The organism is Escherichia sp. WS547 (genome assembly GCF_046486065.1).
Lineage (GTDB): Bacteria > Pseudomonadota > Gammaproteobacteria > Enterobacterales > Enterobacteriaceae > Escherichia > Escherichia coli.
This window is the reverse complement of sequence record NZ_JBJQMA010000010.1, coordinates 155,128-168,106: the sequence shown is the minus strand read 5'-3', so window position 1 is coordinate 168,106 and position 12,979 is coordinate 155,128. Positions and strand designations below refer to the sequence as shown.

Sequence of the window (12,979 nt, the reverse complement as noted above, 5' to 3'; positions counted from 1 at the left end):
TACTGCTGAATTCACTGTCGGCGAAGGTAAGTTGATGACTCATGATGAACCCTGTTCCATGGCTCCAGATGACAAACATGATCTCATATCAGGGACTTGTTCGCACCTTCCCTAAAACAACATTGCCTGAATAACTCAAAAAACCCGTTAATAACAGACTAAAGCTTATAATACCAAATATACGATAATGAAACCGGGCCAAAGGCAAGCGGTCCAGTCTTGCGCCAATTTGATCATATTGTTCCATTAGGTGCCTCGGATTTGCTAAAAAGGTAGCAATTGCGGCAAATTCACTTGCCGCATCTTTATCATCATTTTATTTTCCAGGCGCAGGAACAAATAATATTGACAACGTGTGCTTAAATTACCACACCAGCTGGATATTATTGTCTTTGCAAAATGCTATCCACTCTGCACCCGGTGATTTATCAGTTATTATGTAATTAATATGACTAAAGTCAGCTAACTGGACAAAAGCTTTGCGATCAAACTTAGAGTGATCAACCAATAACGCAACCTCTGTCGCCTGACGGATCATTGTCTTTTTGATTTCAGCTTCCGCTTCGTTAGAGTCCAGCGCGCCGCTGTTAATATCTAGACCTTTACAACTCATTACCATGATATCGACATGGTAGCGGCTGATGATCTCTTTAGTAATTCTTCCTTGCAGGGAAAGTGTATTTTTGTTTAGTTCCCCACCCGTTGAAACGACTTTAATTTCTGACTGAGCCAGAACATGAATCGCTTCCGCCGAGTTGGTTAGCAACGTCAGGTCACTACGGTCCTGTAACAATTTGAGCAATTCCATTACGGTACTACTGGAATCGGCTGCCATGGTGGTTTTATTGTCGATAAAGGGTAGTGCCTTGCGTGCAATAAGCTGCTTCTCTTCATAAAACGATGAAGCGCGCTTATAAAAATGGATATTCTCCGTCAACATCGCTGTATTTAAAACAGCACCACCATAGGTTCTGGTCAAAAAGCCTTCATCTTCCAGCTTCTCAAGATCGCGGCGAATGGTTTCTTCGGTTACCTGAAAAATCCCACTCAAATTTGAGACTGTCACCTTTTTATCGTTGGCAACCATTTGCTTAATTGCCTGAATCCTGTCTTTTGCCGCCACGATTACACCCCTGTATCTTTTTACATCACATTAGCACGATTATCGCATAATTGATGTTTACTTTCAAAATAACCTGTTTGAATCACAGATTTTCATCACAGTTTTCACAGAAACAGAGGTGAATCGTGTTGAGTATTTAACGCTCCAGGGCCTCTGCCATTTCCCTCATCAATGTTGCGTCTGCATCCGATAAGTTGATATTCAATGCCGCGACATTTTCGCGTACCTGTTCCGGTGCAGTAGCCCCACTAAGAATGGAAATTAAATCACTCTGTTTTAATATCCACGCCAGTGCCAGAGTGGGAATTGTGCACTGATAACGAGCACAGAGTGGCTGCCACTGTTCAAGCATATCAATCACTTTCAGCATGTTTTCACGCTGGAACCAGACTTTATTTGCCCGAGCGCCGCCCGGGACGTAATCACGAGTGATGGTACCGGTCAACAATCCCTGCTCTAACGGGGAATAAACCTGTACCACAATGCCATTATCACGACATAGCGGCAGCAGTTCGCTTTCCATTGCCCGGTCGAGGATACTGTATTTCGCCTGAATAATATCCAGTTCACCATATTGCAGATACTCGCGGATATGGTCAGCATCGACGTTAGCAGCGCCTATAGCGCGAATTTTCCCTTCGGCCTTTAACTCATTGAGCACTGCGACAGTTTCAGCGATCGGCGTAAAAAATGGCGGCACCGACTGCCAGTGCGTCATGTAGATATCGATGTAATCAATACCCAGACGTTGCAAGCTGGCTTCTACCTCTTCGCGGATAGATTCCGGGGAAAGGTTTTTATACAACTGCCGATCGCCAACTTTGTTGAATAAACTTCCTTTTCGTTCCCAGACAATGCCGCATTTGGTTTCTACTACAACCTGTTCACGGGGCAGTTTTTTTAACGCCTGACCGACGATAACTTCACTATTGCCAAAGTTATATCCTGGCGCAGTATCAATCAGATTAATGCCACAACGATGGGCTTCAAGAATCGTATCAATACATATTTGCTGATCGAGATCGCCATTCCATGCAGGACCGCCGCCAATGGCCCATGTCCCCAACCCCATTCGCGAAAGCGTAATATCCGTTGTGCCTAAAGGTATCTTTTTCATTTGCCTTCATTATCCTTCGTATTCTTCCAGCAATTGTTCGACCAGCTTTCTGTTTTTTACGCCGGTGGTGGCACCGACGCTTAGAACCGAGATAGCCGCCGTTGCATTGGCAAAGCGTGCGCATTCACGCAGATTTTTGCCTTCTAACAGAGCCGCTATAAAGCCAGAAGCAAAGTTATCGCCCGCGCCAATAGTGTCGATGGCGGTTATTCCTGCGACCGCCGGCACCTTCATCGTCATGTCACCACGCTTGATAAAGCAGCCGTCTTTACCCGTTTTAATCACCACCGTTTTTACGCCGCACGCAAGAAAGCAGTCAGCAATTTCATCCAGTGTCTCTTTCCCGGTGAGTAATTTTGCCTCGGCAAAATTAGGAAACAGATAATCGACAAAACTCAATGCTTCGCAAATATCATCCAGCGTTTCATTCAACCGTGGTTTGATCATATCGGCACAGATAATCATCTGCCGGGCTTTAGCTTGCGTAAAAATTTCTGTTAGCGCTTTACCATCCAATAGAGGACTGTTGAAAATACTGGCCAGTGATAATAATTTCGCCTGAGAAAACCGCGCAAAATCAACATCGTCAATATTCAATTTCCACAGACTACCGTTACGGTTTGTGACAAACGTCCGCTCGCCATCCTCCGTCACCAGTCCAACGTTAATAGAGGTATCTATGCTGACGTCCTGCTTCAGGCTTTGAATATCAATATTCTCTTTGCGGCAATGGTCGAGAATAAATTGTCCTGCGGCATCTTTACCAACACGACTCATTAATGCTGTGCGATGGCCCAGACGAGAAATAATTGTTGCTTCATTTATTGCATCACCCCCGGTGGTCATTGCGATTCTTTCAAGAGGATAAGAATCCACATCAAAGATATTTTTACTGACCGGTTGCAATGGAATATCAACAATAGCGGCACCTATACAAATAATGTCGAGATTATCCATATCATTATTCCGCTTTGCCATCAGAACCGAACAGTTTAATTTTTTCCAATGCCCGTTCTTTTACAGCTTTACGTACTTCACGTTCTAAATGCAGGAAAGGCTGATCCTGGTTTTCTTTCACTGCTACCATTGCGGCCTGACAGAGCTCCGTATGAATGTTGATTTTCGCGATACCCAACGAAATTGCAGTTTTAATGTCGGTATCACTGATCCCCGATGCGCCGTGCAAAACCAGCGGAACAGAAACGGCATCGCGTACGCGTTTGACGACCTCAAAGTTCAATTGTGGCTCTGACGTATAAACCCCATGCTGGTTGCCGATGGCGACAGCCAATGAGTCACAGCCCGTACGTTCAACAAATTCAGCCGCCTGGTCAGGATCGGTATAGTGATAGCCCGCCAGCGCTTCTTCATAAACGGTTTCATTACCGACATGCCCTAATTCTGCCTCTACCGGAATACCCAGCGGATGGAAGAAATCAACAGCCTCTTTGGTTAAACGAATATTTTCTTCGAAATCAAATGCGGAAGCATCACGCATTAATGAATTCATACCATGAGTCCAGGCGTTATGAATAATTTCCATACTCCGACCATGATCCCAATGAGTTATTACCGGCACCGTTGCTTTTTTTGCCATTGATACCATCATGTGAGAGAAATCTTCAAATGAGGTGTTCCCGACAAAACCTGTACCAAAAGAAATAATAACCGGTGATTTCGCTTCTTCGGCTGCGTCGATAACGCCCATCAACATTTCTGCATTCCATACGTTAAAATGGGCAATTGCATAATGTTTATTTGTAGCATCGTTTTCCCAATATCTGATATCTGCGAGCATATTCTGTTCTCCCGTATTAATTAATCGCTAATTTTAATAACGCCTTTAATAATGTCGCGTTTGTTGTTAACCAACTCTTCAAATGCCTGTTGTACATCCTGATAATCGTAAATATGTGTCACCATCGATTTCACATCGAATCGCCCTGAGGAAATAGCTTCAATCGTGACCGGATAACGATTGGCATAGCGGAATACTGTCTGAATAGTGACTTCGCGATTGATTTTGAGGAAATTGATTGCCGAATCGCCCGGTACAGTACCAACAATCATAATTTTACCGCCGCGCATTACCAGATAAGGTGCCTGTTTAACGGTGACCGCAGAACCCGCTGTTTCGAAAACAATATCTGCGCCCATTTCTTCGGTAAATTGCTGACAGCGTGCAATAGTGTCTTCTTTTGCGCCGTTAATAACCACTGTCGCGCCGAGCTGTTCCGCCATTGTCAGACGTTTTTCCAGTACATCAACGACGGCAATATCCGTAGCTCCCAGGCATTTGCACGCTTGCAACGTCATCAAACCAATACAACCCGCTCCCAGAATAATTATCTTCTTACCCGGTTTAACATCTGCCAGCATCGCGGCATGCATCCCGACTGCGGCAGGCTCCACCAGCGCCCCTTCCATCGTGTCCATATTGTCGGGCAGTTTGTAAGTAAAGCTCTCCGGATGACACAGATAGTGCGTTAATGCGCCGCGGTAGTTAGGTTGTGTCGCCATAAAATCAACGTCCGGGCAGATGTTATATTTGCCTTCCAGACAGTAACGACAGTGACCGCAAGGAACGCCAGGTTCGATATTTACTCGATCCCCCGCTTTAAATTTGCGCACTCGGCTTCCCACAGCCACAACCGTCCCGGCGCATTCATGACCCAGGCCAATTTCTTGATTTGGGTCTTTAGGCGGAATAAACGGGCCTGATTCAAAACCATGTACATCTGAACCACAAATACCGACATATTCCACTTTAATCAAAACTTCATCTTCTTTAGGCACAGGTATTTCTGCTGAAATAATTTTCATTGTGCCCGGCACCTGCAATATTGCTTTTGAATTTTTCATTTTGAATCCACCAGTATTATTTATTGACTACTGCATCAATACTTAAACTTTCAACGGAGACACCTTTGGTTTCAATTCCAATGGTGGCGATAGCAATTGCGACAATAATTGAAACCGCCCCCAGAAGAATAAAGACTCCCGTTACGCCATAACTACTGAGCAGCACTGCAACGGCATAAGGTGCGGCAATACCACTGATTCGCCCTACTGCATTCGCCAGACCGGAGCCACGTAATTTGGCCTCTGTCGGCCAGATCTCAGGGACATACACTGCCGAGGCATAGCAAACGTACATATAGACGAAAGTAATCAGGAAGAAACCAATCAGCGTTATGAGCAACATACTGGTTTGCAGTGAATAGATATATCCGAGCACCGCAATCAGGATTAATAGCCCCACACCCATTGTTTTACGCGGAATTTTATCCATCACCAGCATGGCAATAAAAATACCAAATGGCGCACCAAACATACTCATGGTATTTAAAACAATCGAGTCTTTTAAATTAATCCCCTGGGTCATGAATATTGTTGGCAACCAGTTAATTAGTGTGTACTGCACAACGTTCATGGCAATCAGCACACAAGAACCTAATATCACGCGTTTCAGTAATACTCCTGTCAGTAAGGCTGAATACGGCACCGCTTGTGGCGCTTTACCGTCATCAGCAATAACCACGGGCGGCAAAGGTTTTCCCGTCTGGCGTATGACGCCTTCTTCTATACTCCGCATGACTTTCTCGGCTTCCTGATACCGTCCGCGCGATTCCAGCCAGCGCGGGGATTCAGGAAAGTAGCGCCAGGCCAGCGCCGTAGCAATAAGCGACAATATTGCAGGGATAAGCAGTTGTACTCGCCAGTTCCACTCTGCACTAATCAGAGGCGTGAGTCCCATCGCAATCAATGAACAGAGCGGATATGACCAGTTGCCAATAAAAGAAACCCGACTGGACCACGTTCCGCGATTTCTACCGGGCATATATTCGGTGAAACCAGCAAACAGCGTCACCAGTAAAGCTCCCAGCCCAACGCCCATCACAAAACGGCAGGCAATAAGGAAATCCATATTCGGTGAAAAAGCACCGACCACCATCGAGGCAATATGAATGGCCTCATAGAGGATGAACGCATTTCTGCGACCGGTTTTGTCACCGATGATGCCGCCAACCAGCGCACCGAGAAACATTCCGGCGGTCGTGATTGCTGAGAATGTGGCAGTGGTGGAATTATCTGTCCAGCCCAACTCTTTCAGCTGCGCGAGGATCAAGCCACCAACGGCATTACTCCAGCAGACAAGCAAGCCAAACGAGACGATGGCAAATATTGACGAATGCCAGCGGCAATCCGGTAAGCGATCCAGCCGTGCACCACAATGCGGTTTTGTTATCTGTTCCATGCGATAACGTTCCTTCAGGAGAGTAGTTATTCATCAAAGTCGTAAGTCATGATCACTTTGATTGCGGTTTTATCGACCATCGCATCAAACCCTTCGCGCCATTGCGACAGGCCGATACGATGCGTGATCATCGGTTTGACTTTGATAGCGCCGCTGGCTAATAGCCGGAGAGCGTTACGCCATGAGGTGGAGTCATAGGCCATATGCCCAATGATGCTTTTGTTCCAGGCGGTAATGTCATTAATCGAGAAATCAAGAGGTTTGAAGCCCATTCCAACGCGTACCACTTCCCCGTTCGGGCGGAGCATTTCGATGGCTTGTTTCAATGCGATATTGGCACCGGAGCATTCAATCACCAGTCCCAGATTGTCTTTGCCACAAATTTGCTGGCAGCGCGCCACCACATCTTCGGTAGAACCATTTACTACAGCCGTCGCACCCAGTTCTTTTGCAACCGGAAAGCGGACCGCCACATCTTCTTGCAGACCAACGACGACGATATTTACCGCCCCCATAATCCGCGCCATTTGTACGGAGAACAGCCCGAGTGGGCCAGTGCCGATGACGACCACATCCTGACCAGGAAGGAATTTCGATTGCTGCGCGATGGATTTGTAGGCATTACAGATAGGGTCAAGTACGGCTGCGTCCTCATAATCAACACCATCAGGGATTTCCCACAACGCATGACGATGAATTTTGAGAATTTCACCAGGAACCAGACAATATTTGGAAAAACCACCGCCCCAGGTATTGTTATCCAGACCAAGGTTTACTTTTTCTTTACAACACAGAAAATCACCTTGTTCACAGGCCGGACAAACGCCGCAGACGTGACCGCTGTTATCTGACACGACGCGTTGCCCCACTTTCCAGTCTTTGACTTTTTCACCAACCTGCGCAATACAACCTGCGAACTCATGGCCGCGGATAGAGTTAAACTCATCAGAACCGCTATCGACATTGTAGTGCTTCATGTCTGCGCCGCAGATTGCCGCGGCTTTAATTTCAATCACTACATCTTCCGGGCCACAAATGGGTTGTGGCACATCGATCATCTTGTAGCCGCCAAAGGCTTTGCCAAACCGAGCCAGTGCTTTCATTGCGTCATCCTCTGTGTTTTGTTTTGCTTAGATGGTCATCATACTTACCCACATGATTTTTGAGGTCAACATTAAATCTGTAAAACACAGATAATGATCTGCGTTTTACAACTCAGATCACAATTACGCAGAAAATGGCTGGATCTGTTACAGGTTGATGGAAGGCGGAACGCAAAATGAGCAAATTTGAGAGGGATTACCGGCCAAATAGGTCTGAGACTTAAGTTCAGGAGAAGTCATTCAGGCGTGAACGCGACTGCAAGAGACCGGGCTGGGGCTTTGCCTGGTCGTGACGAGATAATTGAGATGAGTCGTGGGGTTATTGTTGGCTATCCCCTTTATAACCGCGGCAAAAAGGGGACAAACCACTTACTTAAACATGGCAATAGGCTTTGCTGAGATACCAAAGTCTTCTTTTAACTGTTGTTTGCTCTTCATGACCATCTGACCATTTGTGTCAATTGTCATATGCTGTGCTTCGGTATTATTGCGGGCTTGCCACAGCATCACCAGTTGCAGGCAGTTCTCTTTTTGTTCCTCGGTCAACGCAACGCCATCAGGCCATTTCCCCAATTCAACGGCGGTCGACAAACGCTGGTATACCTCAGGCGTCATGCTGTTGATAATGTCATCAAGATTCATAATTTTTCCGCTCCTGTGGAATAAGTTGCTGAATCGTTTTTTCAACCGTTGATTTCTTCGCCGTTTTCGCCATCGGTAAAGCGTAAAGAGGCAGAGTTAACACAATAACGTTCGCCCGTTGGCTGCGGCCCGTCGGGGAAGACATGCCCCAGATGGGCATCACAGTTACCGCAACGAATTTCTATGCGCTGCATTCCATGTGACAAGTCTTTGATATAACGAATGGATTCTTCACTCACCGGTTCGTAGAAACTGGGCCAGCCACAGCCGGAATCATACTTGGTTTGGGAATGAAACAGCGGGGCATCGCAGATCAAACAGTGATATACGCCGTCACGCTTGTTATGCAGTAAACGACCCGTAAATGGCGGCTCGGTCCCATGATTCTGCGTCACGTAGAACTGCATCTCGGACAAATTTTTTTTCAGTTCTTCTGCCGAAGGTTTATTAGCCATTTGCTCACATCTCACTTTAATCGTGCTCACATTACGTGACTGATTCTAACAAAACATTAACACCAACTGGCAAAAATTTGTCCTAAACTTGATCTCGACGAAATGGCTGCACCTAAATCGTGATGAAAATCACATTTTTATCGTAATTGCCCTTTAAAATTCGGGACGCCGACCCCATGTGGTCTCAAGCCCAAAGGAAGAGTGAGGCGAGTCAGTCGCGTAATGCTTAGGCACAGGATTGATTTGTCGCAATGATTGACACGATTCCGCTTGACGCTGCGTAAGGTTTTTGTAATTTTACAGGCAACCTTTTATTCACTAACAAATAGCTGGTGGAATATATGACTATCAAAGTAGGTATCAACGGTTTTGGCCGTATCGGTCGCATTGTTTTCCGTGCTGCTCAGAAACGTTCTGACATCGAGATCGTTGCAATCAACGACCTGTTAGACGCTGATTACATGGCATACATGCTGAAATATGACTCCACTCACGGCCGTTTCGACGGTACCGTTGAAGTGAAAGACGGTCATCTGATCGTTAACGGTAAAAAAATCCGTGTTACCGCTGAACGTGATCCGGCTAACCTGAAATGGGACGAAGTTGGTGTTGACGTTGTCGCTGAAGCAACTGGTCTGTTCCTGACTGACGAAACTGCTCGTAAACACATCACCGCTGGCGCGAAAAAAGTGGTTATGACTGGTCCGTCTAAAGACAACACTCCGATGTTCGTTAAAGGCGCTAACTTCGACAAATATGCTGGCCAGGACATCGTTTCCAACGCTTCCTGCACCACCAACTGCCTGGCTCCGCTGGCTAAAGTTATCAACGATAACTTCGGCATCATCGAAGGTCTGATGACCACCGTTCACGCTACTACCGCTACTCAGAAAACCGTTGATGGCCCGTCTCACAAAGACTGGCGCGGCGGCCGCGGTGCTTCCCAGAACATCATCCCGTCCTCTACCGGTGCTGCTAAAGCTGTAGGTAAAGTACTGCCAGAACTGAATGGCAAACTGACTGGTATGGCGTTCCGCGTTCCGACCCCGAACGTATCCGTAGTTGACCTGACCGTTCGTCTGGAAAAAGCTGCAACTTACGAGCAGATCAAAGCTGCCGTTAAAGCTGCTGCTGAAGGCGAAATGAAAGGCGTTCTGGGCTACACCGAAGATGACGTAGTATCTACCGATTTCAACGGCGAAGTTTGCACTTCCGTGTTCGATGCTAAAGCTGGTATCGCTCTGAACGACAACTTCGTGAAACTGGTATCCTGGTACGACAACGAAACCGGTTACTCCAACAAAGTTCTGGACCTGATCGCTCACATCTCCAAATAAGTTGAGATGACACTGTGATCTAAAAAGAGCGACTTCGGTCGCTCTTTTTTTTACCTGATAAAATGAAGTTAAAGGACTGCGTCATGATTAAGAAAATTTTTGCCCTTCCGGTCATCGAACAAATCTCCCCTGTCCTCTCCCGTCGTAAACTGGATGAACTGGACCTCATTGTGGTCGATCATCCCCAGGTAAAAGCCTCTTTTGCATTACAGGGCGCACACCTTCTCTCATGGAAACCTGCAGGTGAAGAAGAAGTTCTGTGGTTGAGCAATAACACACCGTTCAAAAATGGCGTCGCTATTCGCGGTGGCGTACCGGTTTGCTGGCCGTGGTTTGGTCCGGCTGCACAACAAGGTCTGCCTGCGCACGGTTTTGCCCGCAACCTGCCGTGGACGCTGAAATCACATCGTGAAGATGCTGATGGCGTAGCGCTGACTTTTGAATTGACACAAAGCGAAGAGACGAAAAAATTCTGGCCGCACGACTTTACGCTATTAGCGCATTTCCGCGTGGGTAAAGCCTGTGAAATCGATCTTGAAGCACACGGCGAATTTGAAACCACCTCTGCCCTGCATACCTACTTTAACGTGGGTGATATCACTAAGGTAAGCGTCAGTGGACTGGGCGATCGCTTCATTGATAAAGTGAATGACGCGAAAGAAGATGTACTGACCGACGGTATTCAGACCTTCCCTGACCGTACCGATCGCGTGTATCTGAATCCGCAAGATTGCAGCGTGATTAATGATGAAGCGCTGAATCGTATTATCGCCGTAGGCCACCAGCATCATCTGAACGTTGTAGGCTGGAATCCGGGACCGGCGCTTTCAGTTAGCATGGGCGACATGCCGGACGATGGCTACAAGACCTTTGTTTGTGTAGAAACGGCTTACGCTTCAGAAACGCAAAAAGTGACCAAAGAAAAACCTGCACATCTGGCGCAATCCATTCGCGTTGCGAAACGTTAATTTGCGTTAATGTTGTGTGCCGGGTGCGATGCATCCGGCACGTATCAACATCACACCATATCCAGCGCAGTTTTTTCTTTTGGTGCCGGATATGCCTTATCCAGCATAGCTAATTCCGCTGATGAAAGTTCGACCTCAAGCACAGCCGCATTTTGTTGGACATGGGCAATCGTGGCCGCTTTTGGAATCGCCATCACACCCTGATGACTGATCACCCACGCCAACAATACTTGTGCCGCGCTGATATTGTGAGCATGTGCAATTTCGTTGACTACCGCGTTTTTTAACAGCCCATTGCGCAACCGCCCGGCCTGGGCTAACGGACTGTAAGCCATCACCGGCATCTGCTGTTTCTGGCACCAGGGAAGTAGATCGTACTCAATCCCTCGTGAACCGAGATGGTAAAGCACCTGATTAGTGGCACACTGATTCCCCCCCGGCAGCTGCCAGAGTTCCTGCATATCGGCATAATCAAGGTTAGAAACGCCCCAGCGGCGGATTTTGCCCTGGGCGATCAATTTTTCCATTGCTGCGACAGTCTCTTCGAGAGCGAAACTGCCAGACCAGTGTAATAAGTAGAGATCGAGATAATCAGTATTGAGACGGCGTAAACTGGCTTCGCATGCATTTATCGCTTTTTGCCCGCCAGCATTCCACGGATAGACTTTAGAGACGAGAAAGACCTTCTCTCGCAGACCGGTTAATGCTTCCCCAACCACCATTTCGGCACCGCCCTCGGCATACATTTCGGCGGTATCAATGAGGGTTAAACCGAGCTCAATGCCCGCGCGTAGTGCAGCTACTTCTGTTTTACGCTGACTGGCATCTTCGCCCATATACCATGTTCCCTGCCCTATGGCTGGCAGTGAGACATCGCCACTAAATTGAATCATTTTTTGTTGCATTGTTTCCTCCCAGGTATTGCACCACCGTAATGCAAAACAGGGCATGACGCCCTGTTTTTATGCACAAAATGCCCTGGAAAGATGCATTATCAGAATTTGTAGGTGATCCCGGTAGAAATCAGGCCAGTCCAGGATTTATCCACCATTGGGCTGTCAGTAACTTCATCAGACAGACGGGTGTAGCGCGCGGTACCGTAAACACTCCAGTCGCCGAGGAAATTGTAGCTGGCGCTCAGCTCCAGGTAAGGGCTCCAGCTGTCGTTCGGGTTATAGCCACGCAGACCGCTGCGAGCGGACTCTTTGCGCGATACGCCATAATAGTATTCGTTCTGGTTTTCGCTGTTCCACTGCACACCAATACCCGGAGTCACGGTCAGTCCACCGTTGGTGTAACGATACAACCAGGCCATATCCCAGACGATGCCGTTGCTGTTATCCAGGGTATCGCCAGCCAGGGTGGTACGCAGGTAACCGTACTGTGTAAAGTGAGCATAAGACAGACCAGCCATCATGGTGCTCTTACGGTCATCCAGGTGACGCATTTGGTGATCGCCACTGTCTTTCGCTTTGAAGTAAAGCGGCGACCAATAAGCGGTAATTGAAAGTTTGTCCGTTGCGTCATTCCACAGGTAGTAACCACCACCTAAGCCACGGAACCAGAAGTTATCGCCTTCATAGTTGATTACCGGTACTGGGTAAACATCGGTATCGTAATCTTTATATGGGTGTTCAACGACACCTACGCCTGCGCCCAGGGAAAATTTACCTTCAGCGTGCGCTACGCCTGCAGACGTTGCGATAAGCACTCCAAGTGCCAGAAGTTTGAGTTTGGTCACAATTAATCATTCCTTAAACAAATGTTTAGCGGGCGACAAAGTTTACCCGTCAATACATCGAAACCCAACCTTTTTACGTTTTCATTTTTTTTAAGTAACTGTTTAATTTTCCTGACGCGGATGACACCGCGCTTACAGCCAAATGAATTTAGCGTTACTGGCGACCCTGGTCTTTACATTAATTATGCAAAATTTATGGATGAGTTGTTGATATGCCATTGAAATTAAGAAAGCC

Annotated in this window: 13 protein-coding genes and 1 pseudogene; 2 read left to right on the top strand and 12 right to left on the bottom strand. The window is 47.1% G+C overall.

Annotated features, from left to right (window positions below; translation table 11 throughout):
* Positions 1-103: 103 nt before the first annotated feature.
* The 10 genes and pseudogenes from ACJHWK_RS11770 to msrB all read right to left on the bottom strand — a co-directional run.
* Positions 104-247, bottom strand: a pseudogene (locus ACJHWK_RS11770) (MFS transporter); the annotation flags it as partial.
* Between the two features lie 117 nt (positions 248-364).
* The gene (locus ACJHWK_RS11765) at positions 365-1,123 is read right to left on the bottom strand and encodes a DeoR/GlpR family DNA-binding transcription regulator (protein WP_000719088.1); all 759 of its coding nucleotides are present in this window, start codon (positions 1,121-1,123) and stop codon (positions 365-367) included.
* A gap of 136 nt (positions 1,124-1,259) precedes the next feature.
* Positions 1,260-2,240, bottom strand: coding sequence for an NADH-dependent methylglyoxal reductase (ydjG, locus tag ACJHWK_RS11760; protein WP_000723698.1), 981 nt, complete (start codon positions 2,238-2,240; stop codon positions 1,260-1,262).
* A 9-nt stretch (positions 2,241-2,249) separates the two neighbouring features.
* Complete coding sequence (locus tag ACJHWK_RS11755) at positions 2,250-3,197, bottom strand: sugar kinase (protein ID WP_001520665.1); 948 nt, start codon at positions 3,195-3,197, stop codon at positions 2,250-2,252.
* Positions 3,198-3,201: 4 nt separating this feature from the next.
* Complete coding sequence (locus ACJHWK_RS11750; protein WP_000878883.1) at positions 3,202-4,038, bottom strand: ketose-bisphosphate aldolase; 837 nt, start codon at positions 4,036-4,038, stop codon at positions 3,202-3,204.
* Positions 4,039-4,058: 20 nt separating this feature from the next.
* The gene (locus tag ACJHWK_RS11745) at positions 4,059-5,102 is read right to left on the bottom strand and encodes an NAD(P)-dependent alcohol dehydrogenase (RefSeq protein WP_410234845.1); all 1,044 of its coding nucleotides are present in this window, start codon (positions 5,100-5,102) and stop codon (positions 4,059-4,061) included.
* A 16-nt stretch (positions 5,103-5,118) separates the two neighbouring features.
* Positions 5,119-6,498: an MFS transporter gene (locus tag ACJHWK_RS11740; RefSeq protein WP_020233078.1), complete on the bottom strand. Its 1,380-nt coding sequence runs from the start codon at positions 6,496-6,498 to the stop codon at positions 5,119-5,121.
* A gap of 26 nt (positions 6,499-6,524) precedes the next feature.
* Positions 6,525-7,601 carry a zinc-binding dehydrogenase gene (locus tag ACJHWK_RS11735; protein WP_176263757.1) on the bottom strand — a complete coding sequence of 359 codons (1,077 nt, stop codon included), beginning with the start codon at positions 7,599-7,601 and terminating at the stop codon, positions 6,525-6,527.
* 369 nt (positions 7,602-7,970) lie between these two features.
* Entirely contained in the window at positions 7,971-8,243 is a 273-nt protein-coding gene (locus tag ACJHWK_RS11730) for a YeaC family protein (RefSeq protein ID WP_001046791.1), read from the bottom strand.
* A 41-nt stretch (positions 8,244-8,284) separates the two neighbouring features.
* Entirely contained in the window at positions 8,285-8,698 is a 414-nt protein-coding gene (msrB, locus tag ACJHWK_RS11725) for a peptide-methionine (R)-S-oxide reductase MsrB (RefSeq protein WP_001284618.1), read from the bottom strand.
* A gap of 341 nt (positions 8,699-9,039) precedes the next feature.
* Between msrB and gapA the strand changes: the two genes are divergently transcribed.
* Positions 9,040-10,035, top strand: a complete 996-nt coding sequence (gene gapA / locus ACJHWK_RS11720; RefSeq protein ID WP_000153502.1) for a glyceraldehyde-3-phosphate dehydrogenase — start codon at positions 9,040-9,042, stop codon at positions 10,033-10,035.
* Positions 10,036-10,118: 83 nt separating this feature from the next.
* Entirely contained in the window at positions 10,119-11,003 is an 885-nt protein-coding gene (locus tag ACJHWK_RS11715) for a D-hexose-6-phosphate mutarotase (RefSeq protein WP_001520671.1), read from the top strand.
* Between the two features lie 50 nt (positions 11,004-11,053).
* Here ACJHWK_RS11715 and yeaE read toward each other — a convergent pair whose 3' ends face one another.
* Both yeaE and mipA read right to left on the bottom strand, forming a co-directional pair.
* Positions 11,054-11,908 (bottom strand): methylglyoxal reductase YeaE, encoded by an 855-nt coding sequence (gene yeaE / locus ACJHWK_RS11710; RefSeq protein WP_001520673.1) that lies wholly within the window; start codon positions 11,906-11,908, stop codon positions 11,054-11,056.
* An 89-nt stretch (positions 11,909-11,997) separates the two neighbouring features.
* A complete protein-coding gene (gene mipA, locus ACJHWK_RS11705) occupies positions 11,998-12,744 on the bottom strand; it encodes a scaffolding protein MipA (protein WP_000163771.1) in 747 nt (248 codons plus the stop codon).
* Between the last annotated feature and the right edge of the window lie 235 nt (positions 12,745-12,979).